The sequence below is a fragment of the Streptomyces sp. NPDC053432 genome, assembly GCF_055585365.1.
On sequence record NZ_JBVJKF010000033.1, the window covers coordinates 1 to 24328 of the forward strand.

Genomic DNA, 24328 nt, shown 5'->3' on the forward strand with positions numbered 1-24328 from the left:
CACCCATCCTCCCGGCCTGACTCAACGAGCCAGACCCTCGATGGGGGTCAACATTCATCCGCCGCCAACGGTCCACTTTTCACCCGTCACCGACAGTCTCCGGGGCACAGTCCCGACTGGCTGTCTGTTCTGCTGGTTGATGGCCATGGTGAAGCGGGGGTGGGCAGGGATGGATACGGCGTTGCTCGGCGTGATCTGCGGTTTCGCTGGTACCGTGCTAGGAGCGGTGGTGGCCTATTTCGGCCCGCTTCAGTTGGAGCGGCGGCGAGCGCGCAGCGAACACGAAATACGGACTGAAGACCGAATCACTGTGGACATCGGTCGATACGTTGCCGCGCGAGTAGTCGCTGACCAGTGGCTGGATCCCCTACGCAGGGCACACCAAGCGGCGATGGAGCGCCGCCTAGACCTTGATCGGTTCGATGGAGACGCCGCGCGTCACTCTGACGAACTGCGTCTGAGGCTTGCGGAACTCGCTCACCTCGGTGTCGCCGACACCGGAACGGGCGACATGTTTCGTTCGCTTCGCCGAGCGACCCATGAGGTTAGGCGGTTTGCGGTCGACGGGGACGACGTCAGGATCAACGACGCCGACGGCAGAGGGGATGCCTCCCGCCGTTGCGTACATTCCTGCCAATATGACCGTAATCACTGGGCCATGCTCGTGCTGGACGAGCTCAGCCGTCGCACGGGGTATGACTTCTCCCCGCGACAGGGGCGAACGGGTCAAGAAGCTGTTTCATAGCTGGCCGCCGACGGACGTGGGCGGAGTACGGTGACCGGCAGGCCGAGGTCGAGTCGCTTGTCCATGTTCAATCGGCGGCTGACTCGTCTTCGTCCTCGTCCACCTCAGGCAGCCCGGAGGATGGCGCGGATGTCTTCCGCCACCGGCGGGGCGAAGGCGGCCAGGAGGTGCGGGTTGAGCGAGGGCGAGAAGGAGAGCATCAGCTCGCCGCGGTCCTCGCCGTCCTCACACAGGGCGTGGTCCTCGACCAGCAGGACGGTGTCCAGCCCGAGGCCGTCCATCGGGTTGTAGGTGGGCGAGCGCTGTCCTGGCCGGGCCTGTTCCCGCTCCAGCGCCGTGCGGACGACCGTTGCACATGGGCCGTCGAAGAGTTCGTGGAGGCGGGAATTGCGCAGACCCAGCCCGTCGTTGAGCGGGGAGGTCAGCGAAGTGAAGGCCCCGGGGCGCCGTGACCCCCGGGGCCTTCGTCTTGACGTTGGCGACACCCTGCACGTTGGCACAGGTTCAGCTGCCTCGGCCTCAGGGCGTCCCTTCGTTGTCGGGGTGGCGCTCGTGGAGCTGCATGTGCAGCGGGTGCGGTCGCAGGGTTGCGCGGGCCTGGGGCCGGGTCGTGCTCCCTGGCGGGAGGTCGAGTTGCCAGCGGGCCGTGATCGTGGCGAGGGTGAGGGTGGCCTCCTGCATGCCGAACGTGTCTCCCATGCATTTGCGGGCCCCGGCGCCGAACGGGGTGAAGGCTCCGCGAGGCAGGGTAGCGGCTTGCTCGGGTTCCCACCGGTCGGGATCGAAGCGTTCGGGGTCGCAGTAGAGGTCGGCGCGGTGGTGGATCAGGTAGGGGCTGTACAGCAGGGTCGTGCCTGCCGGCAGGGGATGGCCGGCCAGCTGGGTGTCTTCGGTGACGGTGCGGGTGACCATCCACGCAGGTGGGAACAGGCGCAGCGTCTCGGTGAGGACCTGGTGGGTGTAGGGCAGATGGGGCAGGTCGTCGTGGGTCGCGGTTCGTCCGGCGAGCACGGTGTCGACCTCGGTGTGCAGCCGCTGCCGTGCCTGGGGGTGGCCGGTGAGGAGGTAGAGGGCCCAGGCGACCAGGGCGGCGCTGGTCTCGGTTCCCGCGATGATGAAGTTGAGGAGCTGGTCGCGGATCTCCCGGTCGTCGAGGGTGTCGCCGTTCTCGTCGCGGGAGGCGATCAAGGCTGCCAGCATGCCGCCACGGTCGGGTTGGCCGCGGCGTTGGGTGGCGATAAGCCGGTAGACCAGCTGGTCGAGCTGTTGGACGGCGTGGCGGAAGCGGCGGCTGCTCGGGGTGGGAACCCATTTGAGGCCGGGCGGGGTGAGCATGCCCCAGAACATTCCCTCGAGGACGGCGGCGAGGCTTCGTCCGGTGGCGGCGGTCTCCTCGGGTCCGAGGTCGGCGGCGAACAGGCATCGTGCGGTGACTCGGGCGGTGACCGCGTCCAGCGCCTCGAGGACATCGAGCATCTGCCCGTCGTGCCAAGGCCGGATCGCCGCGGCGGTTTCCTCGGCCATGACGGCGGCGTAGTCAGGCAGCTTGTGGGGGTGGAAGGCAGGTTGCACCAGGCGGCGCTGCCGGCGGTGGGGTGCGTGGGTACAGGTGCCCACGCCGTCGCCTGCCGCGAGGCGGGCCTGCTCCCAGAAGGGGCCGCCCTTGTCGAAGACGCGCGCGTTGCGCAGCACGGTGTCGGCCAAGGCGGGGTGGCACACCACGTGCGCGGTGCGGGGGCCGAACCCGATCGAGACGAGGTCACCGTGTGCGGGCAGGGACCGCAGGAACTCCAGGGGGTGGCGTGCCAACGGCAGCAGGTGCCCCAGCAGCGGCAGCCGGCCTGGCGCCGATCCCACGGTCATCGCCGGTGTGCCGGTCTCTTCGCTGGTGGTCATGGCGGCTCCCGAGGGGTGTGGGGTGGGTTATTGAGCTGTCCAGCCGCCGTCGACGGCCAGGGCGTGTCCGGTGACGACGGAAGACGCGTCCGAGCACAGCCACGCGGCTGCCTCGGCGATCTCCTCGGGCTCGGCGAACCGGCCGATCGGCTGGTGAGCCAGGAGCTGCTCCTCGGAGAGGAGGCCCTGGCGGACAGCGGCTTCCACCATCGGGGTGCGGACCACGCCTGGGCACAGGGCGTTGACGCGGATGCCCTGCCGGGCGTACTCCAGGGCGGCGGAGCGGGTCAGGCCGATCACCCCGTGCTTGGCGGCGGTGTAGGCCGACATGCCTGCCGGGGTGCCGACGAGGCCGCCCACGGAGGCGGTGTTGACGATGGAACCTGCGCCGTGGACGAGCATCTGTGCGATCTCGCTGCGCATGCACAGCCAGACCCCGGTGAGGTTCGTGTCCACGACCTCGTGCCAGTTTTCCTGGGTGGACTGGTGCACGGGGGCGGGTTGGCCGTCGATGCCGGCGTTGTTGACGGCGCAGTCCAGCCGGCCGAAGCGTTCGATGGTGGCCTGGAGAAGGGCTGCGACGTCTTCGGCGGAGCGCACGTCCGCCCGCGTGAAGAGTGCGTGGCCGCCCTTGGCTGTCACGGCGGCGGCGACGCGGTTGCCGTCCTCGGTGTTGATGTCGGCGAGGGACACCGCGGCTCCGTGGGCGGCGAAGACCGCGGCGGTGGCGGCGCCGATTCCCGATGCTGCCCCGGTGATCAGAGCGACTTTCCCGGTGAGCAGGGGCATGGGTGCACGCTGTCCTTTCCTGGGGTTCACTGTGATCGGTCCGCCGGGGTCGGCTCGGGCCGTGCGGTGGGCAGGTCTGGCCGGTCGCGGTCGGGGTCGCGGGGCACGTGCGCGTAGCGGGGTGTGAGGTAGTGCCAGCGGCAGTTGGACGCCGTCCAGTTCCGCAGGTCGCGTAGACGCTGTTCGATCGCGCCCATCTGCCGGGCGGGCAGGTCTTGGCGGCGCCAGTGGGCGAGGTAGTCGAATTCGACGTCGAGGTATTCCTCAATGGCGTCGGCGAGCATCTTCCTGGCGCGTTCGACCGACTCCTCGACGGTGAGGTTCTCGTGCTGGGCGAGGACCTTCAGCAGGTTGGGGACGGGGTCGTTGCGGCTGAGTTCGCGCTCGTAGGAGTGGGGGTCGTTGATCGCGATGATCGTGTGGATGACCGCCAGGTGCAGGGCGGCCAGACGCGGGTCGTCCAGGGCGGGTTGAGGCAGTTCGGCCCGGTCCGTGCTGAAGCGCTCCGACCAGTCGTAGAGCACGTACATCCCGCTCGAGATCGCGCGAGCCTGGAGGTAGTCCGGAAGGGTCGGCATACCGTGCTGGGCGACGACGACCGGCTCCCAGGTGTGATGATTGTCCAGGAATGCCGTCCAGTTGCCCCGGTGCCGTGCAATCCAGGCATCCGACATCCCGGTCGTGAGCCGGCTCCAGACGTCGCGGAAGGCGGCGACAACCGGGTCCTTTGTCTCGGGTCGCGCGTCGTCCATGACCTTGATCATCGCCTCGCAGCGGGCGGCGATCCCCGCCACCGTGTGCCGGGGGTTGCTCCCGCTGTCCTCGTCCTCGATCGCGAACATGACGCCCATCGCGTCGCAGGACAGCAGCAGGTCCTCCGCACTCGCGGCGGGGTAGGCGGCGGCCATCAACTCGGGGATTCTCGCCATCTCGTAGCCGACCATGTGCGCGTCGTCGACCAGGTCGAAGGTGCGCATCCACTGTCTCGCCCGCGGGACGACCTCCGCCAGACGCGGGTTCAAGCGGTATCGGAAAGGGGTGGTGAAGTCGGGGACGAAGGGCATGACGCACTCCTCACTGGGCTTTGCTCTGCCCTGCCGGAAGGGCGAGGGCCTTCGTACGCCGCCACCGCCGATGGGCAGGTGCCGGCGGTACGCCAAGGGCCTGGTCGGGTCTGGGATGGGTGTCGCGAAACGGACGGGCACACGCCGAGCGCGGCGGGGTCGGCGCCGTGCTGTGCACCGGGCGCGCCACGCAGGCACGGGGCGCGGTCACCAGGCGCGCCGCATGGCGGTCTCGGTCAGCGCGCGCAGGGCCGTGCGGACCGGTGGCGGGATGACGGCAGCCTCCAGCGCCTTGACTGCCAGGTCATGCCTCTCACGGATCATGGCCTCCACCCGGCCAGGAGCACCTGTTGCAGCCAGGACGCCCCGCACACGGTCGGCCTCGTCGTCCTCGAGGCTCGGTCGGCCGATGTGCTGCTCCAGCAGGGCCCGCTGCGTACTGTCGGCATGTTCGAAGGCCAGGGCCAGCAGCACCGTAGGCCGGCCCTCGCGCAGATCGTCCAGAACCGGCTTGCCAGTGGTGGCCGGATCGCCGAAGACGCCGAGCAGGTCATCGCGTAGCTGGAACGATTCACCGGCCGGCAGGGCGTAGTCGCTGAGGGCCTTGCGCAGCTTTTGTGGTGCGCCGGCCAGAACGGCACCTAGGTGCAGGGGGCGTTCGAAGGTGTACTTCGCCGTCTTGTAGCGGGCGATCTCCAGCGCCGCCTCGACGCTCGCGCGAGGTCCTGGAGTGGTGACGTCGAGGAACTGGCCGCGGACGATCTCGTGCCTCATCGCCGACATCAGCTCCCACGCCTCGACGAGACGTTCCGGCGGCAGCCCGGCTGTGCGCAGCAGGTCGTCAGACCAGGTCAGGGCCAGGTCGCCGGCCAGGATCGCGGCTCCCATGCCTGCCCGTTCGGCGGCAGGAGAATCGTTTCCTCCATGGTGGGCGGTGAAGGCGCGGTGGATTGTCGGATGGCCGCGGCGGCGGTCGCTGTCGTCCATGACGTCGTCATGGATCAGGGCGAAGGCGTGGAACAGCTCCAGCGCGGCCGCCACCCGCCACACCGCCCGCGGCGGCGGGCTCTGACCGCCGGCCGCGTACCAGCCCAACACGCACAGCACCGGGCGCAGGCGCTTGCCGCCCCCCGCCACGAAACCGGCAACCGCCCGTTCCAGCTCCATCCCGTCCGGCCGCGCACGCGCCTGGCGAAGCCGCGCCCCGCAAAACTCCTCCAGGGTGCGGTCAACGCTCTCGCGCACCGCTCTCAGGTCGAGATCGTCCAAGACGGGCTCCACGGCGGTTCTCGGCACCACGCACCTCACCGGGGGGTAGGGGAATCTCGCCCAACTGCTCCCCCTCCCCGCACCCCTCGACCCACCCGGCACGGGGCGCAACGGAAGCACCGACAGCGCACGCGCGGCGCATCAGAGCGCGCATCAGGGCGCTCACACCTCCATGCCGCGCGCCCCGCGAAATCCGGACGGCCAGTGCTCACAGGCCCGGGCATGGCAGGCCAGTGGACGCCCATGCCCAGTCGGGCGCATCAGCCTTCCCTTCTGCCGGGAGGCGCGCACCCCTGTGGTCCACGCCGGCTATGCCGGAGCAGCGCCGACTACACCGGCCGAGCTCGTCGCCGCGGATATCCCACTCGGCCCCGACCAGGCCGCCGACCGTCCGCGGGTGAGGAGGGTGGAGTTCGACTGGATGGTCAGCTCACGTGGATCCGAGCCACCGAGTGGATCAAGGTGCAGTACGGCACCTCGTGGGCCGGAGCGGTTCAGGCCCCGCTCTACCGCACCGCCGACGTCACACCCTCCCTGGCGCGCACCCCGAGATCGACTGGGGGAACTCCGCCGGGCCGAAAAGGGCCGACATTCGCCGCTCGCCGCGCTGCACCCGAAGGCGAAGGCGGCGTCGGTGCAGGGGACGGGCAGGCGAAAGGGGCCGCCGGCCGCCCCTTCTTGGTGCGCCGGGGGGGCAGGCGGGGGTGGAGGAGGTCAGGACGGGGTGATCGACATGGTGGTGCTCGATGTCGATGCCGTACGCGCCGCCCCCGCCTCCCAGACGAGCCGGCCGACCGTCTCGGCCGCAACACTCCTGTGCCGGCCTTCATGGGTTCGTATCGGTCGCTTCTTTCAGGCCCGAGAAGCGGGGGTGACGGGACGGTACTGGGGCGGCGGCGGGATGAGCGGGCGTGAGGGATCGATTCGCCACGGCGTGTGACGAACGGCTGTGCCAGGCGGGGGCTGGAAAGCTGGTTTCGTGATCAAGACTGAGGATCTGGCGCACGAGACCGTTCGCGACTTCGTGCAGGCGTTCAACGATCAGGACAGGGACGGTCTCCGCGAGATCGCCGCCCCCCACTTCACCTCCAATGCCGGCGATCTGCGGGACCTGCAGTCCCAGTGCACGGCCTTCGTCGCCGTCGAAGAGAAGAACGAAGGACTCACCCTTGACGGATTCGCCTCCAACGGGTTTCACCCCGCGCCGATGCGGTGGGAGTTCACCGTCGACTACGGCCGGGTTGAGCAGCTGAGGATCACCACGGACGTTCCCGTCTCGTCCGGCGCGATGCACGAGGTGATGACCGAGCTGAGGGAGAACATCCCGGCGCGGGCTACCGCTACCCGGTTCGCCCAGGCCCGCGACAGCGGCGGACGCACCCATCCCAAGGGCACGGCCCGGCGCATGCGCCTGGGGGATCACCTGTTCGTGCACAAGTGGGACACGGGCGCGGGCGGGAGCATCGACTGGATCGTCACGTCGGAGAAGGCCGACGACGATGTCTACCGGTCCGTGCGCAGCCCGTCTTCCGGAAACCACGACGACCGCGGCGGCGGGCCCCAGAAGATCGCCAGCGTCGACTCCCACATGGAGCTGGAGCTCGGCTGGGACGGCGACGGCTACCAGAAGGCCGCCGTCTCCTACTGGGCCAAGCCCTACTACTGGGACTCGGCGTGGCACGCGGAAAACCTCACCCTGGTCGAGCGGTACGTTCCCCAGATCACCGGGACGCTGACACTGAAAGGCCCCGACGGTGCGCCCATCTGCAGCGAGGAGATCACCATGAAGGGCAGCAAAGGCCCCTACCGGCTCGTCTTCTCCCGGGAATTCGACCTCAGCGCCCTGGCACCCGGCCCCTACACGCTGTCCTTCACCGATGCGGCCAAGAAGGGCGGCACCTGGGCCGACCGAGGAGGGGACTGGGTCAAGCTGAAGGACCACATCATCACCTTCACCGTCGGCGCCTGACCGGATTCGGGGCTGTCCGGCCTCTGACGCGCTGCCGCTTGCGGCGCTCCTCCCGAAGGGAACCCGGTGGTCTCGGAGAGGGTCCGGAGTCGGCGGGGCAGGGCCCCGGTGGCCAGGACGCTGCTGCACGCGTTGCGGGTGGTGAGTGGGACGGAGCACGCGGTCGTGCCGGCGCCGTGCGGCTGAGTGCTCGGTTCGGTGTGGGCCGGCGACAAGAGCGCCGATGCGGCTGACAGGTCCTTCCGGGAAGGGCCTGTCAGCCATGCCGGGCTCGTCGTCGGGCTGGATGCTGTTGCCCGCGGCGGACCCGGCAGGGAGGGGTGGTCGCGGTGTCCGTGCTGGTCGCTCTACTGGGCCTCGGGTGGCTTTCTCTCGCGCCGGCGGCCTGATGCGGGGCGTTGCCTGGATCGCGTGCCGGCGAGGACCGAAGCGACGAGGAAGACGGCACCGGGGATGTAGGCCCAGCGGGCGGGGACGAAGACGGCGGCGAGGAAGAAGGCCGCGCCTGTCGCAGTGAGGGCGGCCTGGATCAGCGGGGTGCGGGCGGGGGGCCGGTCGCCGGAGACCATGGCGGGATTCCCTTGTGAGGGTGGTGGGGGGCTGTAGCCGGTGGGGGCGGCCGCAGTCATGCGGGGATACAGGTGCGAGGGGAGTTGTCAGCGGCGGCCGATGACTTTCGCGAAGAGGGCCAGGGAGACAGTGCCGGTCTTCTTGGCGGCTGTTCCCACCGGGCCCCAGCTGCCGATGCTCTGGCCGTAGTTGGCGGTCAGGGCGGCCCCGGAAGCGGCGTTCTTGGGGTCCGACATGTCGGTGCCGCTGGCCATTTCCACCACCAGGGGGACCTGGGTGGAAAGGTTGACCGAGCCCTGGAGGACCTTGCCCGCGATCTTTCCGCTGGACTCGGATGCCTTGAGGAGTTTGGCGCCCTTGGTGCCGATGTAGTCGAAGACCTTCGTGGCCTCCGCGGCCTCGGCGACCGCCGCGGAGCCCCTGCCGACGCCGCCGGTGACGGCGAGGAACTCGCGCCCGGCGGCCTTGGCGATCACACTCGCCTTCTGGGCGGCCCTTGCGCCGGTGCCGATCGTCTTCACTGCGGCCCGCCCGGCCTTCATCCCCTTGGCGACCGCCCCCACCCCGGGAAGAGCGGCCAGGGCATCGGCACCGAGGCCGACGAAGGTCGCTTCGTCCCAGTCGCCCTTGATCGCCGCGTCCACGGTGTGGGCGCCCAGTGAGGCGATGGCGGTGACGGCGGCGACCGGTCCGGCGATCGGGGTCAGGACCGGGATGAGCGCGAGCACGCCGGCGACGGCGGACACGATTCCCAGGATGTCACCGAAAAGCCCCCAAAACCCTCCATAGCCTTCCGCGGCTGCCTTACGGGCCGCTTCCGCCTTCAGGTACTCGAACTCCTGGCCACGCGTAACCACGACCCGGGTGAACTCGCGGTCCGTGAGCAGGCACTGCAGCTGCAGCTCGGCCTGCAGGGCCAGCGCCATGTCCACCAAGTCGTACAGAACAGGATCCTTGATCCATTCCCGGGGGTAGCCGTTGTCCTTGAGTCGGAAGTAGATCCCGCGGCCCGAGTAGCCGCCCATGGCCAGGGAGGGAATCTCACCCAGGTAGCGCGCGACCGCGGGATGCTGGAAGGCGATCACACCGGCCACGGCGGGAAAGCCGGTGCTTCTCCCGAACGACTCCTGCTCCTCCATCCACTGCTTGCGATCAGCCATGGCCCGCTGCTCCTCCTCACCGGTGAGGTGGGCGAACCTCTCAAGCACCTTCTCGGGCTGCGCCTCCGCGCGGACCCGCTTCACCTCACCGGTCAGGAACTCCTTGAAGTCGTCCAGTGCCTGCTGGTTCCGCTCGTCGGTAAAGGTGTAGTGCCAGACCTCCCCTTCGAGGCGCTGGAGAGCGTTGAGGACCTGGTCGCGCTGGAAGACGTACAGCCGCAGGAGCTGGTCGATGCGGTACTGCTCCTCGGGACCCAGGGCCTGGGGATCCCAGCCCCAGACCTTCATCGCCGCCCCGGCGTTCTTGGTGTACATGTTCAGTTCGCTCTGGACATTGGCGACGATCTTGTCGCCGCCCGGATCGAAGCCCAGCCTGTCCAGGGGCAGGCTGATGTTGTACTCGATGTGCATGAGTGTCCTGTCTCCTGCTCAGGCCGTGGTGTCGGCGGTGTCGGCGGTGTCGAAGGTGATGGTGCGGCACACCTCGGCGAGGATCTGGACGCAGGAGTCCCACTCGGCAAGGTTCTCGGTGGCGATGGCAAAGTCGGCCATCGCCAGCCGGCCCGGGATCGGCACGAACGTGTGCAGCTGGCGCACCACGGTCGGGCCTCCGCCGTCGGTGAGCAGGTTCACCGGCTTCTCCACCTTGCGCTCCTCGGTCAGCAGCACGGCGGGACCGGCGGCCAGGCGCACCACTCCGACCTCGGCGTCCGGGTAGACCGCGCCCATGGTGCGTGCCAGACGGTGCACGGTGTGCTCGTTCGACAGCTCGCTCGGGCGCGCGGTCACGGTCAGGATCGCCGAGGACAGCTTCTCCTGCGGCTTCTCCTTGCTCGGGCCGTACAGCAGCGTGCCCGCGTAGACCGCGCCGGCCGCCGACAAGAGCTCGTACATCGACTGCTGCGCCAGGACCGCGTGGGCGAGCTCCTCCTGTGACGGCTTGGGATCGACCGTGTTGAGCCGCTCGATCAGCCGGTTGGTGTTGGTCTCCGCCGAGACGGAGAAATCGATGTCCGTGAACGCCTCGGGGACATCGAAACTCATCGGCAGATCGATACTGGTCCGCGACATGGCAGGCGGTACTCCTCCGCTGAGACGAGAGCCGCACCGGCGTATGGCCGGCGGCCCACACACCATGATCAACCAGACAACACTCACAACCCCGGCAATACGGGCGACCCCCGCTTGGCGCTGGCGCAAAAGCGCCCACCCACAAGCGGCTTCCGCACCCCCGGCCTCGCTCAGCAGCGGCCGCACCGAAACAAGTCGACCGGATCCCAGCTCACCCACCCGGCCCAAAACCTCCCCGGCAGTCCAGAAGCACGAGCGACCAGGAGGATGGCGCCGGCCGGCCGGGCTCGGGGTGAAACCCGCACGGCCCGCACAGCCACCGCCACAAAGGACACGCCCACCCACCCCGGGCGGGGCGCCGAAGGTTTCGAAAGGGGCTCCGGGCTGTCCCGCGCAACGCCACTTGACGTCCTGCAGGCACGGGCCACGATGCAGAGCCGGACGCAGGGGTCACATCGCGGCAGCCCTACCCGGACTAGCGGAAGCGTCCCCTCTCGATGAGCTGCTGTGCGGTGCTCTGCGGGACCTCGGCGTAGGAGTCGAACTGCATCCAATGGAGTGCGCGCTCCGATGCGACGGAACGGAGGTCATTGGTGTAGCCGAACATCTCCTGCAAAGGCACGGTGGCCTTGATGATTTTGGTGTCGGTCTGGTCTTGTGTGGCTTGGAGATGGCCGCGGCGGCGAGTGAGGTCGCTGGTGACGGCGTCCGCGTGCTCCTTGGGCGTGGTGATCTCGACGGACATGATCGGTTCCAGGAACATGGGCGATGCCTTCTTGACGGCTTGCCTGAGGGCCCGCGCTCCAGCGATGTCGTAGGCGGGCTTGGAGGACTCACCTTGACGGTACGAACCGTCGAGCAGGATGACGCGGAGACCGGTCCACCAGAAGCCGCTGTCGCCGAGGCTGGACTGCATGGTCTGCCGGCAGCCGGCATCGACGGAGGCGATGTGGGCGTCCGGGATGCGGCCATCAGGCACCCGGTTCACAAACTCGTACGAGGTGGCGTTGTCCTCAGTCGGCTCAACGGAGATCTCCACGCGAGCGAACTGCTCGCTTCCACCCCCGCTCGGCTGGAAGGTGTACTCGATGTTCTCAATCTTCTGGCGGATGGTCTGGCGGAAGACGACCTGGCTGCTGCCCACGTTGACCTCGACCCCGAACTCCCGCTTAAGCCGGTCGACACAGATTTCTACGTCCAGCTCGCTCGGGCCGACGATGACGATCTGATCACTCTCTTCATCCTCCTGGGCATGAATGGGCTGTACTTCCGCCAGGCGCTGGATGGCCGCCTGCAGCTTCTTGTGGTGGCCCGGCGTCTTGGGTTCAACGGCGACCTGGACTACGGGCTCCGAGCCCGCGGCACGTCCAGACGGGCCGAGCTCGGCTTCCCTGGATTCCTGCATTTCCATCACCTCTCGTTGTGGTCGTGGGACTGCAAGCACAGCTCAACGATCACGACCAGAGGGCAGGGCACGCCACGAGGAAGCCGAAGAGGAACTCACCTGGACGTGTGATCGCGTCCCCGGCTCTCTGCCGACCGCCACCGCAACTGCACCTGCACGGGTCTCGACTCCCCGTGATCGGACATCAGCTGATCGTGCCCGGCCTTCCCTTGGTGGTCTCGGCCGGCTCGGCGAGACGCAAACGGGAGGTGACGTGTGCAGCCGCATCTACGCAGCCGCGGGACGGGAAGGCTACCGGACAGCCGCCCGCCGCACGGCACCCCCCGTATCCCTGTGCGAGCAGGGTCGTTGAGCCGTGGGCTGCCGGAAGGACCGGCGGCCTCAGAAGGGCGGTGGCATGGACAGTCGCGAGGTAGTGAGGCGGCCTGATCTGCGGGAGCTGACCGAACAGCAGTGGCAGAACTTCGTCACCGCCGTGCGCGCGCTCGAGTCCGGCACCCCCAACCGGTACGCCCACTTCGTGCACGCCCACAACAACGTCGGGAGCGGCGCCCACGGAAGTCCCGGCTTCTTTCCCTGGCACCGTTACTACCTTGCCCAGTTCGAGAAGGCCCTCCAGAAGATCGATCCCACGGTCGCCCTTCCGTACTGGGACTGCACCCGCGACTCGCAGGCACCCGAGCGCTCCTACGTCTTCGACGCCGACTCCGTCACCTACTTCGGCGGCAACGGCGGTGAAGACGGCAAGGGCGGCAGCCTGTTCAACGGTCCCTTTGCCCACTGGCGCTCCGTCCTCAGGGCGGGTGAGGTGATCCGCGATTTCGCGCAGGGAAAAACCATTCCCTCGTGGACCTCTCCCGAGATCCTTGAGACCTACCTCAATCAGAAGCAGCCGTACGACGCTTTCCGCGAGCGCATCGAATCCACCCTGCACGCCAGGGTGCACGTCGGCATCGGGGGCCAGCTCGGTGACATGTCGTACCCCTATGCTCCCAACGACCCCATCTACTGGGTAACAGCGTGCTTCCTAGACCTCGTATGGGCCGAGTGGCAGCAGCGGCACCCCGACCGCGCCGGCGACTATCCCACCGACCCGGACACCACACTCCTCGCCCAGTACGCAGTCCCGGTCTCCACCACCTTCGACACTCGGGCCCTCGGCTACACCTACGACCGCTGGACACTCAACTAGCGGGCCGCCCCGAGGCCGGCTGGCGTGCCGCGACATGACTGGCTGCGGGTGATTCGCCTGGCCATCAAGGCGCTCTCAGCCCACGTATCCAGCGACTCTGAATGCCTGCCCCACCTGCCCCGGCAGACTCTTGCCGAAGCGGTGTACGTCTCCCCCGGCCAGCCAGGAGCACTACAGCCAGCGCCGTCCGTCGGCTTCGTTGACCGCCGTTCAATAGAGCAGGGCCGCGGACTGGGTGACCGCCCGCTGATGGCCCGCGGTGGTGTAGGCGAGGTTTACCACGCTGCGGCGGATTCCGGGCCGACGCAGCGGGGTGACGCGGTGCGCGGTGGTGTCGCTGCGCAGGAGGTAGGCGTCGCCGGGGCCGTGGCGGGCGGTCCGGACCGCGGGGGTGTCCAAGGCATCGAGGGTCGGGGCGTGGGGGGCGTACTCGAGCAGGCCGCCGTCGGCGGTCTCGGCCGGGGCGTCGGCGAAGAGGACGAGGGCCAGGGGGTAGTCGTCGGTGTGGGCGCCGTGGGTGTCACCGGGGCGGTGGAGGATGTTCACGACGTACCGTTCCAGCGGATCGCGTACCGGTACGGCGTCGATTCCGGCGATCCGTGCAAGCAGCGTGATCAGCCGCGGGTCCTGGTACAGGTCTGTGATCAGCTGGGATTCCCGGGCGATGACGTGTCCGCCCAGGACGGTCATGTGACGTGGTGAATCGCCCATGCAGGCCATGGTCAGATCCCGGCGGGTCGCGAGCTTCTCCAGCCGCGTCACCTCCGCCCGCAGCCGAGCCAGGCCGGCCGCTGGCAGCAACCCCGGCAGCGGCAGATATCCGCCAGAACAAAAACGCTCGCGCAGGTCAGCTGTGTATTCAGGCAAGGACAGCACATCACAGCCCTACCCCCATCCGCCGTCCCCGCCTCCGTGCAAGGACCCGATTGGACCAGACGGACCCCGAGACAACGCAACGGGAAGTTCGGCACACTCGGGTGGACCGTCGACTCGCAACGCCACCACACCCACCTAGCCCAGCTCCTGAACGCCGGCGCCCGCCCGGCCGACCTCATGCCCGGCGTTACCCGACACGGCGAGGAGGCTGCCTGTGGCGGTGAGTTCTTCGACGGTGCCGTCGGCGCGGCGGATCAGGGCGGGGGATGGCCGACGGTGGCGTAGCGGCCCAGCAACCGGATCCCGTCCGGGGCGGGCCGGAACCCATCTCGATGACGCCAGTTCCACCGCACCCAGGTTTCACCGCGAATCACACACCTGCCGTGAACAGCAGGAACAAGAAGCCTCGCGCCAGGAGAACCTATGCGGCCTCACGGGCAACCACACGCGGCTTACGGCGTAGGAGGGGCCGCACCGCACCGGGCGCCACCGGGTGTTCCACAGCCGCCTATCGCGGCGGTGTGATCACCATGTCGATCCGCTTGCGGTCCGGGGCAGCACCAGCAGTGGCGACCATGGTCTTCAAGTTCACCACGACCTTGTCGCCTTCGGTGGTGCTGTCGCACCACTCGACCTTCGCCCGGTCGGTCAGGGTGATCATGTCCTTCTGGGCGTGGTACTGGATGGTCACGCCCCAGCCCTTGGCCTTCTCCAGACGCTGCGCGTTGACCTGGAACTCCCAGTAGGCGAGGCTTCCCGTGCTGGTGATGACGTCGATGTCGCCGTCGGAGGCCCGGGTCACAGTCACCGTGTTGCCCTTCAGCATGAAGCTCCCCTGGGTGATGATGACGTCCCCGGTGTACGTCGCCACGCCTTGTTTGTCGTCCAGGTGCGCGTTGTCGGCCTGGATGCGAATCGGCTGATCACGGTCGGTTTCCATGTCGCTCCTCTGAGGGGTGATCACACATTTCGGGACGATACCCCGTCCGGGCCCGTGGCCGGCTGGCCACGGGCCCGGACGTGTCAGACCCTAGGCCGCCGCCCCGCACCCGCCGAGCTGCCCGGGCTACGGCACGCCTTCTGGCTGGCCATGGCGGCAGCGCTCCGCGCGGCCGGCCTGACCGTGAAGGAGCGGGGCGACGAAGGGCTGCTGGTCGTCTTCGACAGCGCCACCGACGCCTCCTGAGAGGCGGTGATGGGGATCTCGAATTTGCCTCAGATCCGCTCTTCGCCTCAGTTGGTTCACGAAGTGAACCAACTGAGGACAGCGGTGAGCGAAGTCGAGTATGACTGGTGGCTCTTCGACCCGTGTCAGACCCGTGGGTGATGATCGGGGCATGCTGCAAGCGCGAGATGAACATGGTCGGCGGGTGGGGAACCCGAAGTCGTCAGCGTTGAGCCGGATGGTGGCGAACCTCGGCCGGGGCAACGCCTTCGTCATCGTCGAGCGCATCGACGATGAGGCGGATGGTGACTGGTATGTCCAGGTGTGGCTGAGGGACGACAACACCTACCAGCTGGAGTTCCGCGATGGGACCGCGGCGGAGCACTACCAGACCCGGACGATCTCCCAGGAGAAGGTGATCGCCGCCTTGAGCGGCTGGGCAGAAGGACGTCCGGAGTGGAGGGACGCCTTCATGTGGAACAACATCAGCACCTTTTTTGCGGACGCAGACTGACCCCGCCGTCCGGAGGGCCGACGGGGTCAGTGACCTGCATCTGTTCAGCTGCGGCGCATCGGGATGACGTCCCGGTTCGCCATCGGGATGGTGGGTCGTGCGGCTTCGGGAGTGGCCAGCAGAGCGACGATGGTGACGGGCTTGTCGCAGTGCGGGCAGTTCCGGACAGCCGTGGGCGCGAGGGGTGTCGGGTCCGGTGATGCCGGGGTCATCGTTTCGCCTTCACCGGCGCCTGAGCATATGAGCTCCCGCCGCGCTGTCGTGGCGAAACTGCGGCAGGCTCCAGCCCTGCCTCATGACAGGGGCCGGGCACGCCGTTCGCGTCTGCGGCCGGCGGACCCAGAGATCTTCGGCGTCACAGCCGTCAAGTGCGCCCAGAGCTGGAACGAGACGTGCAGGATGACGGGGCCGTGACGAACTTCGCCACCCGGAATACGGTCCCGCTCCCCTTCTGAGTGCTGCCTTCTGCGGGGTCGCTGCGGGGGGGGGTCCTGTGTCAGCGAACCTTGAGCGCGTGCCATCAAGCTTTGACCTCAGACTGGCCCTGCTGAGCTGTAGTTACGATTGCACGCCTCGTTCCCAGCGGTACCTGGTCGAGCTGCTCGGGTTCACCCCGGGCGAGATGACGTGCGCTCTGTCGCCTCTGGAAACCGGCCAGCCGACAGCCGGCTTCCAAGGGGCAATGACTTTGGCGCCGCCCACAGCAGAGACCGTCTGCAGTTGCCGACGTCGAAGTGGGCGTTGACGACGGTGAGCCGAGGGGGAGCAGCCGAGCGCACGGGGGTGGTGCCGGGCAGTCTGTCAGACGATGGTGTAGGTGCAGTTGGTCGTGAGCTTGTTGGGGTCTTCGATGGTGCGGAAGGCGCCGTAGGCGAGGTCGAGGATGCGGCCGTGCACGAAGGGCCCCCGGTCGTTGACGCGTACCTCGACAGACTTGCCGTTGTCAGTGTTGGTCACCTTGATGACCGTCCCGAAGGGAAGTGTCTTGTGCGCTGTGGTCATGGCGAACCGGTCGAAGACCTCCCCGCTTGAGGTGAGCTGGCCGGGCCGGAATTCGCCTTCCGCGCCGTACCAGCTGGCGATGCCGGTTTCCGTCACGCCTTCAGTGGCCGATCCCATGGTCGTGTCCCTTCCGATTCCTGTTGCGGGAAATGGTGCGCGTACCGGGTGCGGCTCGCATCACCTCGGCAGCAGCATGATCACGTACGGGACCCCGCGACGGGCGCCGACGGGAAAAATTGGCGTAAAACGCCCCACAGCGCGGCAGAGACCGGATGGCCCGCGTTCCCACGCGCCAGCCGGCCTTCCCGACGCTACTGATCGCCGGTGCGGACCGCGCTCTCGCGGCGGCCCGCCACCTCGGGATAGTTGCAGGTGAGCAGCGTGGTATCCCAGTCCAGCCCGGCGGGGCAGTCGAACCGGTAGGCGGTGCCGTTGCTGCACTCCCAGTACTTCGTCGGGTCGCTGTCCTCGTAGTACTGCTGGTCGCCGGGGCACGGCTTGGTCACGTACTGCGTGTGCCCGCCCTCCTGCACACCGGGCTGCGGGTCGGCCGCCGCGGCCTGCGGCACCGACACCGCGACGACGGCCAGGCCGGCCATCACGGACACGACGAATGCGCGCCGCACCGTCTGCTTCACCAACATCCGGACTTCCCCTCGCTTCGGGCCCATCGGCCGGACACCCGCGACCGGGGCCCAGCCCAGGGCAAGATCAACCACCAGGTCCAACGACGCGCTGGCCCGCCGGGACACGGGAGACGAGGGTTGGCGGGCGACGTCGGGCATCTGCATCGGGCGGCCGCCATCACGTTCACGGCCGACCGGGTACCGGCACGGTGGAGGGATGAGCCCTGACCTGCGCGTCATCGTCTACCCGCCGGACGCCGAGGGCGGGCGCCGCGTCCGCGTCGACGGCGAAATCCTCGGCCGTGCCATCGGCCCCGGCGATCTTCTGGAGTTCCTGCGCCGGGCCGGCCTCGATCCGGACGACGTCCGCCTTGACGATGCGCTGCTGATCGAGTGGCGCGGCGGCGGGCCGGCCGTATGGAGTCCGGACAGTGACGGGTCCTGACCGTCGTCACGGTCTGTTCCGAACAGAACTCAGCCAACGTTCAGCTGGATCAGGTGATCTTTCGGCGCTTCGCCAGCCCAGCACAGCCAGGGTCTCGATCATGTCGTTGCCCACTCGTTCACTGGCAGGAGCACCGCATGACCACCACCGAATACATCAACACCGACTACCCGGTGCCGACCTACCGGTTCGTTCTCGACATCGACGGGGACGGCAAGACCGACGGCTACTTCTCCTCGGTCTCGGGGCTGGAACTCGGCGTGGAGACGATCGAGTACAAGGACGGCACTGGCCAGTTCTTCCAGATGCCTGGCCAGCGGCAGGCCCTGAACATCACCCTGCGCAAGGGCGCGATCCCGAAGGACAGCCCGCTGTTCGCCTGGCTCTACACCGTCAGCCAGAACGCGGTCGAGAAGAAGGACTGCACAATCTCCCTGACCGACGACAGCGGCTCCAACCAGCTCGTCACCTGGAACATCACCAACGCATTCCCTGTGAAGCTGTCCGGGCAGAACCTCGACGGCTCGACCGGCGAAGGCGCGGTCGAAGAGGTGACTCTCAAGGCCGAGCGGCTGACCGTAGCGTTCCACTGACCCCTCAAAGGGCAGCGGTGCGGGCCGCCACCCGGCCAGGGTGGCGGCCCGCACTGCTGCTCCGGGTCAGACCGTGGGTGAGCCCGCGTACTCGTGACGCCCGTAGCCCCGGCCGTCGCCGTGCCAGTCCAGGAACAGGATCGAGTCGGCCAGGGCACGGGGGCCGGCCCGGTGGCTGATCGTCGGGGTGCGGTAGTGGCCGTTGTAGTTGCCACTCGACGTGCTGTCCTCCAGCCGGGCCTCCAGGCCGGGGAAGTCGCGCTCGATCACCACGGGGTCAGTGCCGTCCCGGGACAGCTTGATCTGCAAGCGGATCTTGGCCCCGTCGAAGATCGTCGGGTCGTCCACCTCACGGAAGGCGGTGCCGTCCCACTTCGCCTCGGCGTAGGCGTACACGGTGCTCCCGGAGCGGGCCGCGCACGTCTTCACCGTGATCTTCCAGTTGTCCGGCCACGGCCCGTCATAGCTGCTGTCGTCGATGTCCTGGGTGCTGGACGCGCACTTGTAGGCCGGGGCGGCCGTGGCCCCGGGTGCGCCCGGGGCCACCACCGCGGCCACAGCCAGCGCGGCCAATAGGGCCGTCTGCTTAATGGTCTTCATGAACGGTCAAGCCCGGTAGGACCGACAACGACACGGCCGGTCCACGATTCCACCCCCGACGAGGGACGCAGCCGCTCAGAAGGGAACGATGGACCCAATCGACGGCCTCTTGATCTTCTTCCGGGCGTCGAGCAGCGCGTGGCCGTTGTCCTAGCCGGGACGAGCGAACTAGTCAATCAGCGGGTACCCCTCCAGGTTCACGCCCAGCAGCCCGAGGCTCGTCATCGACGGCGCCCCGCCCAGGATTCCGCCCGGCAGCGCACCCGACAGCACCGGGACCGGCAGGACATCGGCAGGACCGGGAGCGGCCGCATAGGCCCCGGTTGCCGGGACGACAGCAGCAAGGGCGGCAAGGACGCCAGCCGCAGCGATGGTTCGAATGTTGATCATGCATTGGTCAACGATCAACTCAGGTCCGCGTCACCACGCCGCCGCGCACCCCGCCATCCAGTCCAGGACGTCACGGCGGCGGGCGTCCTCGCCGAGGATGGCGAGCATGTCCGCCCGGGGCTCGGCCATCTCCCGAGCGCCCGCGGGGTCCTGGTCACGGAAGAGCCGCCAGACGGCATGACGACGAACAGACCGGGAGAACGAACGCCGAACCGACCGTGACCGCGCCGACGACTGGAGGTGCCTCCGGCGGACCCACCCCAAGGGAGAGCCCCAGCCAGGTCATCCCGTCGTGACCGCAACCGACACGTGATCGTTTCATCGGGCATGACCACCACAGCGAAGCGCGCCACCGCGACAGTCGCCTTCCTCGCTGCGACCCTCGCCACAGCAACCCCCGCCGCCACCGCCCACACCCAACCAGCCGGCCACGCCCAAGCCGCACCCACCGGGCTCGTCCCGGCACCCATCGGGGACGGCCTCTTCGGGGGCGGCATCGGGGACGGCGCGGCCAATACCGTCGGGGGCCTTGCGAACACTGCCGGAAACATCATCGACTGCGTCCTCCCCATCTTCGGCGGCGGCTGCGGGGGCTACCGCCGCCCGTGGATCATGCCCCAGCCCAACCCCAGCATCATCGTCTACCCCCCAGGACATCCGCTCTAAAAGGGAAGCCTCTAAGGCACAACCCCGCCCCGGCCGGCGTCACGTCGGCCGGGGAAGGGCCCGCCCCCAGTCGACAGAGCACCGACCGGGAAACTGGGCCCATGATCGAACGTCGCACCCTGGGCACCGGCCCGCGCCCCGCAACTCCCCCCACGCCACCGACCACACCCCGCCGGCCCCGCCTCGCAGCCGAACCCGCCGATCCGGCCGATGCGGCCCCCGCGAGCGCGCCCCGCGTCCGAGGCCGGCGCACCCTCGGCACGGGCACGGAAATCGTCGGGGGCTGATCTCCCGACACGGCGGCGGGCCGCTTGTCTGCTTGGGGCGGCCCGGCGGTACTGCTGCCCCCAGAGCGCTCTGGGCGCCGGGCCTCACCCACGCACGCCATATCGGCGCGGGCTGCACCCGACCCTAGCCCGGTCCAGCCGACGGCTGACCCCCGCAGGCCGAAATCGCCTCTACGGGCGCCCAAGCCACGATGCCCCCACCCGAGGGTGAGGGCATCGTGGGGTGGACGGGGACGAGAACGTACAACCGATCCCTCGCCTACTCGGAATCGGCAAAGTACTCGGAATCGGCCGAGTACTTCGAGTTACCTTCCGGCATCCCGATGTCCCTTGTTTCGGCCCCGGAGCACGCCAGGTTGTAGGAGTCGGCAGAGGAGCCAGAAGACCCATCCAACTGGGCCGCGTCGAGGCGATGACACCGGGGCTCGGGACTGTCGGCATGCGCAAGTGTGGTGAGCATGCCCAGGGACGCGGCGGCCCCAAGGGTGACGGTGGCAAGTGCGCGCTTGGTGTTGTAGCTCATGCTCGGCCAACGATCTTGACCCGTATACGTCACCCTGGCGCGTGCGGGTGTATACCGCCCAGGCAGCACACACGCGCCGCGCAGCGGCTGGAACGCGCCCGCAGCGCGGCTACCCGGCCCGGCCCGAGCGGGTTTCTTCTCATCAGCCCCATCAGCCGAACGGACATGGGGCAGTGCCACATCGACGGCAGGGACGGCGGGCGCGGCCGATGCAGCGGCCGGGGCGAGGAGCAGTGTGGCGCCGGCCAGGGCCAGGGCCAGGGCGAGAGTGCGTGTGTTCATGATCAGCTAAACGGCGGTGCGCGGACGCCAGTCACGCGGAACCGTCCACCGCCGGACGTCCCCGGCGGAACCGGGGGCCGCCCTACGTCATCCGCCGGACCCGCCGCAGGCATGCCGTGGCCCGTCATAGCGCCGGGTGGGCGCGGTAGACACCCACGGGCGGCACGCCCCGGTCCTTGCCCAAGGCGCCCCGTCCACGATCTCTTCCAGGAACTCGCCACGGCGCCTAGGGTGACCGGCATGCGGACGACCATCGAGGCACTGGCCGCGCAGGCTGAAGCACAGATCCGCGACCAGTCGTGGACCCTGACCCCGGCCGACCGCAGCATCGCCGCGAACGCCTCCGCCGACCTGCGCACCGCCATCGGCACACCACACACGCAGGAAGCCCTGCCCGCAGTCGAACGGCTGGCCCACCTGCGGGAAGCACTCGCCGTCCTGGCCGTCGCCCTCGCCGGCGTCCACGGACGCCTCGCCTGGTTCCTGGGAGCCGCGACCACCGCCCTCACCCCCGTCCTGCACTGGCGGGCCCTGCCCGACGACCACGGCCCCACCTTCGGCGCCGTCCTGCCCGCCCCCGAGCAGTACACCGACGCCGAAGAAGCCATCCGCCGCCTATCCGACACCCTCACCCACATCACCACGGCTTGATCCCCGCTCATCAGCGCGGGATCAGGTGCCCCCAGTGGAAGCATGGACGATCAAGACAACAACGACCCCCAGCTCGAGGCACAACCGTGTCGGCCAGGCGCACCACCAGCGGGGACGGGTAGATCCCGACCACTTCGCCGCGCGCCTGCCGGTCGGCGTCGAACACCGCCTCGCCGATGCTGTACCGGCGGCGGCGGGCGGTCACCGGTGCCCCGCCGCCGCGCAACGCTTCATGAGGACCTGCATGTCGGTAACGACCGTGCCGCGCAGGGAGCCGGTGGCGGTGTCGCGGCGGTGAACCCTTGTGACCGGCGACGGGCCGGGATCCGCCTCCGCGCGGACCCGCCCGGGTCTCTTGCTCAGGATTCCTTGCCGGCCAAGATCCGGTCGGCAAGGTGGTGCGGACACGCCGTTGCATGCCACGTGACCGTCAGCTGCCCGTTGTGGGCCGCCAGGGTGGGTACAGCCCCCTCCCCGGGGCGTGCCCGGCAGTGGGAGCACACGATGATGCGCGGTGGAAGTACAGACACCGACCCGCCGCCCTCTCCCGGATTGCCGGAAAGCTGCCCGATCGGTACACGTCTATCAAACCTGCGCCCGATCCGCGCCGGTACCCGCGGGTACAGCGAAGAACCGCCACGCGCCCCCGGCCCGGTCGGCCGCGCCGTTCTGCGCTGGCCTCGGGCAATCGGAGTGGCCATGCTCATATTCAGGGGCCCACTCGGAGCGCCGTGCGAGGGGCACACAGTTGATTGCATCTGATGCCGGCAGCAAGGTAGCTGGCCTCCACCCGCGGGTTCCGGAATGGCCCTACTGGCCTCCCGGCCAGGTCCGATGGTCCCCGGCAGACAACGCGCGTGGGGCGTTCGGCGCACTTGGAGTGATCCAGCGGACGAGGGCTGCGTGGGTTTCGTCGTCGAGTGACGACAGGATGTAGATGGCTTCCAGGTCGCCGGGGAGTGGGGAGATACCGGCGGCGGTCAGAGCCGCTTGCAGGTCCAGTCTCCGACGGTCCATGGGCGTCATGGACCAGCCCGGGCTTGGATCGGACGGCGGGTGGTGAGCCTCCGCATGGCCTTCCCCGGCCGGAGAACACTGCCAGTCCGTGTCACCTGGACGGCTCTGCGCCGGGGCGGCGTGGACGGTCGGCAGGTCGATGTCTAAGCCGGGGAAACGGTAGGGGTCCAGGTCCAACTGAGGGATCGTGACCTCGGACGGATCACAGTTCCATGGCTCCACAAAAAGACCTTCCTGGATCGGCTGCTTCCACATCAGCTCTGGGCACCGCTGCAGCCGCGGTGGGGCCCGCCAGGGCCGGGCCCGTCCCGTCAAACACAGGTAACGGCCAGGCCGACGGGGGCGCGATCCGAGCCCTCTCGGGCCCTGTCTCGTCCCACCACTCGCACTCCCCCGCCCCCGCACGACATGCCAGGCGACTTGGCGGGGCCGCGCCGGTCGGGCCGTTGGGGTGGGGTGTTGCGTGCCGCGGCTGCTTGCCGCGGCACGCCGCTGCTGCTGGTGGCCGGCAGTCACGGCCCCCGACGGTGTGACTGCCGGGCCGGATCAGCGGTGGTCGCGGTGTCCGTGGCGGCCCCAGGTCTCGGTGTCCACGACGCGGCCGCGGTCGTCGCGAAGGGTCGCGGTGTCGCGCTCGTCCCAGATCTGGTGGCGGCGGCCCTGGTAGACGTCGCGGTGGGTGTCGCGGCCGTAGCCGGTGTGGACCTTGACACTGGAGTGTCCCTCGAGACGCAGCCCGGCGAAGCGGTAGCGGTTGCCGTCACGGTCGGTGAGGGTGAAGCCGTGGAGGTTGACGGAGTGCCGGCCGGTGTTCTCCACCTCGACCCACTCACGGTTCAGGGCCCGGTTGTCGCGCCCGCGGCCGCCGGGCTGGACGTCGCCGATGACGATCGAGGCGTACGCGCCGCGGTGGTCACGCCGGTCGTCGTCGTGGGCGACGGCCGGAACGGCGGCCGCCCCGATCAGTGCGCCGGCGGCCAGGACCGCGGCGACGGTACGGCGGGTGGCGAGGGAAGCTGACATGCAGATGACTCCTTCAACGATCAACCGGCCCGGCCTCGTGCCGGCCGGGCGGGCTCCGTGCGGTTCCCGGCGTCCTGCCGAGGACCCACACCCTGACCCGCACCCGCCATCAACCGCCACAACCCATGACGGCCGTTTCCTAATGCGGACATATCCGCAACTCTCCCTTGCAAACTGCAAGCGTCAATAGCCAATTGACACCGTCCCACCGCCGAGCCGGAACAGCCCCGCCCATATCACAAAGAGGATTACCAGCCGGATAAGCAGCTCATTCGCGCCAGCTGTTGGTGTGCGCCGAATGCGCATGCAGCTCCGTAACAAGCGCTTCCATCGCTTACTCGAACCGATTCCGCCACACCGCGCAGACGTACGGGCGTAGCGGCTTCCGACCGACACCGGGCACCCAGGGGCGGGCGCATCAGAGAAGCGTCGCCCCGACCAACGAGCAGGACCCGATCGTGTCCGGGGTGACCGGAGTCAGGGCGAACCGGCCGGTTCCCTGCATCGTCCGCCAGTAGGCGGCGGGGGGACGTACAGG

27 protein-coding genes are annotated in these 24328 nt (G+C 68.8%); 8 read left to right on the top strand and 19 right to left on the bottom strand.

What is annotated here, in order from left to right:
- Positions 1-403 precede the first annotated feature (403 nt).
- The 6 genes from ACZ6Y1_RS34800 to ACZ6Y1_RS34825 all read right to left on the bottom strand — a co-directional run bounded on the left by ACZ6Y1_RS34800 (position 404) and on the right by ACZ6Y1_RS34825 (position 5763).
- Positions 404-652: a hypothetical protein gene (locus ACZ6Y1_RS34800; RefSeq protein ID WP_469639618.1), complete on the bottom strand. Its 249-nt coding sequence runs from the start codon at positions 650-652 to the stop codon at positions 404-406.
- Positions 653-849: 197 nt separating this feature from the next.
- The gene (locus ACZ6Y1_RS34805) at positions 850-1230 is read right to left on the bottom strand and encodes a hypothetical protein (protein ID WP_469639620.1); all 381 of its coding nucleotides are present in this window, start codon (positions 1228-1230) and stop codon (positions 850-852) included.
- A 34-nt stretch (positions 1231-1264) separates the two neighbouring features.
- Positions 1265-2641, bottom strand: coding sequence for a cytochrome P450 (locus ACZ6Y1_RS34810; protein ID WP_469639622.1), 1377 nt, complete (start codon positions 2639-2641; stop codon positions 1265-1267).
- Positions 2642-2668: 27 nt separating this feature from the next.
- Complete coding sequence (locus ACZ6Y1_RS34815) at positions 2669-3430, bottom strand: glucose 1-dehydrogenase (protein ID WP_469639624.1); 762 nt, start codon at positions 3428-3430, stop codon at positions 2669-2671.
- A gap of 26 nt (positions 3431-3456) precedes the next feature.
- Entirely contained in the window at positions 3457-4494 is a 1038-nt protein-coding gene (locus ACZ6Y1_RS34820) for a terpene synthase family protein (protein WP_469639626.1), read from the bottom strand.
- A gap of 207 nt (positions 4495-4701) precedes the next feature.
- On the bottom strand, positions 4702-5763 hold the full coding sequence (locus tag ACZ6Y1_RS34825) for a polyprenyl synthetase family protein (RefSeq protein ID WP_469639628.1): 1062 nt from the start codon (positions 5761-5763) through the stop codon (positions 4702-4704).
- A gap of 724 nt (positions 5764-6487) precedes the next feature.
- On the opposite strand from ACZ6Y1_RS34825, the gene ACZ6Y1_RS34830 reads away from it, so the two are divergent.
- Positions 6488-6703, top strand: a complete 216-nt coding sequence (locus ACZ6Y1_RS34830; protein ID WP_469639630.1) for a hypothetical protein — start codon at positions 6488-6490, stop codon at positions 6701-6703.
- Positions 6704-6742: 39 nt separating this feature from the next.
- The gene (locus tag ACZ6Y1_RS34835; RefSeq protein ID WP_469639632.1) at positions 6743-7732 is read left to right on the top strand and encodes a hypothetical protein; all 990 of its coding nucleotides are present in this window, start codon (positions 6743-6745) and stop codon (positions 7730-7732) included.
- Positions 7733-8079: 347 nt separating this feature from the next.
- On the opposite strand, the gene ACZ6Y1_RS34840 is transcribed toward ACZ6Y1_RS34835, so the two are convergent.
- The 4 genes from ACZ6Y1_RS34840 to ACZ6Y1_RS34855 all read right to left on the bottom strand — a co-directional run bounded on the left by ACZ6Y1_RS34840 (position 8080) and on the right by ACZ6Y1_RS34855 (position 11944).
- Positions 8080-8301 (bottom strand): hypothetical protein, encoded by a 222-nt coding sequence (locus ACZ6Y1_RS34840; RefSeq protein ID WP_469639634.1) that lies wholly within the window; start codon positions 8299-8301, stop codon positions 8080-8082.
- A gap of 87 nt (positions 8302-8388) precedes the next feature.
- Positions 8389-9873, bottom strand: a complete 1485-nt coding sequence (locus tag ACZ6Y1_RS34845) for a hypothetical protein (RefSeq protein WP_469639636.1) — start codon at positions 9871-9873, stop codon at positions 8389-8391.
- Positions 9874-9891: 18 nt separating this feature from the next.
- Positions 9892-10533, bottom strand: coding sequence for a hypothetical protein (locus ACZ6Y1_RS34850; protein WP_469639638.1), 642 nt, complete (start codon positions 10531-10533; stop codon positions 9892-9894).
- A 475-nt stretch (positions 10534-11008) separates the two neighbouring features.
- Positions 11009-11944 (bottom strand): translation factor GTPase family protein, encoded by a 936-nt coding sequence (locus ACZ6Y1_RS34855; RefSeq protein WP_469639640.1) that lies wholly within the window; start codon positions 11942-11944, stop codon positions 11009-11011.
- A gap of 391 nt (positions 11945-12335) precedes the next feature.
- Between ACZ6Y1_RS34855 and ACZ6Y1_RS34860 the strand changes: the two genes are divergently transcribed.
- Complete coding sequence (locus tag ACZ6Y1_RS34860; RefSeq protein WP_469639642.1) at positions 12336-13130, top strand: tyrosinase family protein; 795 nt, start codon at positions 12336-12338, stop codon at positions 13128-13130.
- A 210-nt stretch (positions 13131-13340) separates the two neighbouring features.
- Here the strand turns inward: ACZ6Y1_RS34860 and ACZ6Y1_RS34865 are convergent, their stop codons facing one another.
- Positions 13341-14006 (bottom strand): HalD/BesD family halogenase, encoded by a 666-nt coding sequence (locus tag ACZ6Y1_RS34865; RefSeq protein WP_469639644.1) that lies wholly within the window; start codon positions 14004-14006, stop codon positions 13341-13343.
- A 508-nt stretch (positions 14007-14514) separates the two neighbouring features.
- Positions 14515-14946, bottom strand: a complete 432-nt coding sequence (gene lptA, locus ACZ6Y1_RS34870; RefSeq protein WP_469639646.1) for a lipopolysaccharide transport periplasmic protein LptA — start codon at positions 14944-14946, stop codon at positions 14515-14517.
- A 397-nt stretch (positions 14947-15343) separates the two neighbouring features.
- Between lptA and ACZ6Y1_RS34875 the strand changes: the two genes are divergently transcribed.
- Complete coding sequence (locus ACZ6Y1_RS34875; RefSeq protein WP_469639649.1) at positions 15344-15685, top strand: hypothetical protein; 342 nt, start codon at positions 15344-15346, stop codon at positions 15683-15685.
- 44 nt (positions 15686-15729) lie between these two features.
- On the opposite strand, the gene ACZ6Y1_RS34880 is transcribed toward ACZ6Y1_RS34875, so the two are convergent.
- The 3 genes from ACZ6Y1_RS34880 to ACZ6Y1_RS34890 all read right to left on the bottom strand — a co-directional run bounded on the left by ACZ6Y1_RS34880 (position 15730) and on the right by ACZ6Y1_RS34890 (position 17331).
- Positions 15730-15897, bottom strand: a complete 168-nt coding sequence (locus ACZ6Y1_RS34880; RefSeq protein WP_469639651.1) for a hypothetical protein — start codon at positions 15895-15897, stop codon at positions 15730-15732.
- Positions 15898-16486: 589 nt separating this feature from the next.
- On the bottom strand, positions 16487-16804 hold the full coding sequence (locus ACZ6Y1_RS34885) for a septal ring lytic transglycosylase RlpA family protein (protein WP_469639653.1): 318 nt from the start codon (positions 16802-16804) through the stop codon (positions 16487-16489).
- 194 nt (positions 16805-16998) lie between these two features.
- Positions 16999-17331 (bottom strand): carbohydrate-binding module family 14 protein, encoded by a 333-nt coding sequence (locus ACZ6Y1_RS34890; RefSeq protein WP_469639655.1) that lies wholly within the window; start codon positions 17329-17331, stop codon positions 16999-17001.
- 199 nt (positions 17332-17530) lie between these two features.
- Between ACZ6Y1_RS34890 and ACZ6Y1_RS34895 the strand changes: the two genes are divergently transcribed.
- Both ACZ6Y1_RS34895 and ACZ6Y1_RS34900 read left to right on the top strand, forming a co-directional pair.
- Positions 17531-17758 carry a hypothetical protein gene (locus ACZ6Y1_RS34895; RefSeq protein ID WP_469639657.1) on the top strand — a complete coding sequence of 76 codons (228 nt, stop codon included), beginning with the start codon at positions 17531-17533 and terminating at the stop codon, positions 17756-17758.
- A gap of 137 nt (positions 17759-17895) precedes the next feature.
- Positions 17896-18351 (top strand): phage tail protein, encoded by a 456-nt coding sequence (locus ACZ6Y1_RS34900; protein ID WP_469639659.1) that lies wholly within the window; start codon positions 17896-17898, stop codon positions 18349-18351.
- 66 nt (positions 18352-18417) lie between these two features.
- On the opposite strand, the gene ACZ6Y1_RS34905 is transcribed toward ACZ6Y1_RS34900, so the two are convergent.
- Together ACZ6Y1_RS34905 and ACZ6Y1_RS34910 are read right to left on the bottom strand one after the other, a co-directional pair.
- A complete protein-coding gene (locus ACZ6Y1_RS34905) occupies positions 18418-18951 on the bottom strand; it encodes a hypothetical protein (RefSeq protein ID WP_469639661.1) in 534 nt (177 codons plus the stop codon).
- 168 nt (positions 18952-19119) lie between these two features.
- Positions 19120-19341, bottom strand: a complete 222-nt coding sequence (locus tag ACZ6Y1_RS34910) for a hypothetical protein (protein ID WP_469639663.1) — start codon at positions 19339-19341, stop codon at positions 19120-19122.
- A 327-nt stretch (positions 19342-19668) separates the two neighbouring features.
- Between ACZ6Y1_RS34910 and ACZ6Y1_RS34915 the strand changes: the two genes are divergently transcribed.
- Positions 19669-20007 carry a hypothetical protein gene (locus tag ACZ6Y1_RS34915; RefSeq protein WP_469639665.1) on the top strand — a complete coding sequence of 113 codons (339 nt, stop codon included), beginning with the start codon at positions 19669-19671 and terminating at the stop codon, positions 20005-20007.
- 546 nt (positions 20008-20553) lie between these two features.
- On the opposite strand, the gene ACZ6Y1_RS34920 is transcribed toward ACZ6Y1_RS34915, so the two are convergent.
- Positions 20554-20817, bottom strand: coding sequence for a hypothetical protein (locus ACZ6Y1_RS34920; protein ID WP_469639667.1), 264 nt, complete (start codon positions 20815-20817; stop codon positions 20554-20556).
- Between the two features lie 522 nt (positions 20818-21339).
- Here ACZ6Y1_RS34920 and ACZ6Y1_RS34925 point away from each other — a divergent pair.
- A complete protein-coding gene (locus tag ACZ6Y1_RS34925; RefSeq protein WP_469639670.1) occupies positions 21340-21750 on the top strand; it encodes a hypothetical protein in 411 nt (136 codons plus the stop codon).
- Positions 21751-23313: 1563 nt separating this feature from the next.
- Here ACZ6Y1_RS34925 and ACZ6Y1_RS34930 read toward each other — a convergent pair.
- On the bottom strand, positions 23314-23790 hold the full coding sequence (locus tag ACZ6Y1_RS34930; RefSeq protein ID WP_469639672.1) for a lamin tail domain-containing protein: 477 nt from the start codon (positions 23788-23790) through the stop codon (positions 23314-23316).
- Positions 23791-24328: the final 538 nt, after the last annotated feature.

Coding starts and splice junctions, on each gene's coding strand:
- ACZ6Y1_RS34885 (WP_469639653.1), bottom strand. CDS start 16,804: ATGGGATCGGCCACTGAAGGCGTGACGGAAACCGGCATCGCCAGCTGG.
- ACZ6Y1_RS34930 (WP_469639672.1), bottom strand. CDS start 23,790: ATGTCAGCTTCCCTCGCCACCCGCCGTACCGTCGCCGCGGTCCTGGCC.
- ACZ6Y1_RS34905 (WP_469639661.1), bottom strand. CDS start 18,951: ATGAAGACCATTAAGCAGACGGCCCTATTGGCCGCGCTGGCTGTGGCC.
- ACZ6Y1_RS34925 (WP_469639670.1), top strand. CDS start 21,340: ATGCGGACGACCATCGAGGCACTGGCCGCGCAGGCTGAAGCACAGATC.
- ACZ6Y1_RS34910 (WP_469639663.1), bottom strand. CDS start 19,341: ATGATCAACATTCGAACCATCGCTGCGGCTGGCGTCCTTGCCGCCCTT.
- ACZ6Y1_RS34855 (WP_469639640.1), bottom strand. CDS start 11,944: ATGGAAATGCAGGAATCCAGGGAAGCCGAGCTCGGCCCGTCTGGACGT.
- ACZ6Y1_RS34860 (WP_469639642.1), top strand. CDS start 12,336: ATGGACAGTCGCGAGGTAGTGAGGCGGCCTGATCTGCGGGAGCTGACC.
- ACZ6Y1_RS34920 (WP_469639667.1), bottom strand. CDS start 20,817: ATGAGCTACAACACCAAGCGCGCACTTGCCACCGTCACCCTTGGGGCC.
- ACZ6Y1_RS34880 (WP_469639651.1), bottom strand. CDS start 15,897: ATGACCCCGGCATCACCGGACCCGACACCCCTCGCGCCCACGGCTGTC.
- ACZ6Y1_RS34810 (WP_469639622.1), bottom strand. CDS start 2,641: ATGACCACCAGCGAAGAGACCGGCACACCGGCGATGACCGTGGGATCG.
- ACZ6Y1_RS34875 (WP_469639649.1), top strand. CDS start 15,344: ATGCTGCAAGCGCGAGATGAACATGGTCGGCGGGTGGGGAACCCGAAG.
- ACZ6Y1_RS34895 (WP_469639657.1), top strand. CDS start 17,531: ATGAGCCCTGACCTGCGCGTCATCGTCTACCCGCCGGACGCCGAGGGC.
- ACZ6Y1_RS34845 (WP_469639636.1), bottom strand. CDS start 9,873: ATGCACATCGAGTACAACATCAGCCTGCCCCTGGACAGGCTGGGCTTC.
- ACZ6Y1_RS34820 (WP_469639626.1), bottom strand. CDS start 4,494: ATGCCCTTCGTCCCCGACTTCACCACCCCTTTCCGATACCGCTTGAAC.
- ACZ6Y1_RS34840 (WP_469639634.1), bottom strand. CDS start 8,301: ATGGTCTCCGGCGACCGGCCCCCCGCCCGCACCCCGCTGATCCAGGCC.
- ACZ6Y1_RS34815 (WP_469639624.1), bottom strand. CDS start 3,430: ATGCCCCTGCTCACCGGGAAAGTCGCTCTGATCACCGGGGCAGCATCG.
- ACZ6Y1_RS34850 (WP_469639638.1), bottom strand. CDS start 10,533: ATGTCGCGGACCAGTATCGATCTGCCGATGAGTTTCGATGTCCCCGAG.
- lptA (WP_469639646.1), bottom strand. CDS start 14,946: ATGGAAACCGACCGTGATCAGCCGATTCGCATCCAGGCCGACAACGCG.
- ACZ6Y1_RS34915 (WP_469639665.1), top strand. CDS start 19,669: ATGACCACCACAGCGAAGCGCGCCACCGCGACAGTCGCCTTCCTCGCT.
- ACZ6Y1_RS34900 (WP_469639659.1), top strand. CDS start 17,896: ATGACCACCACCGAATACATCAACACCGACTACCCGGTGCCGACCTAC.
- ACZ6Y1_RS34890 (WP_469639655.1), bottom strand. CDS start 17,331: ATGTTGGTGAAGCAGACGGTGCGGCGCGCATTCGTCGTGTCCGTGATG.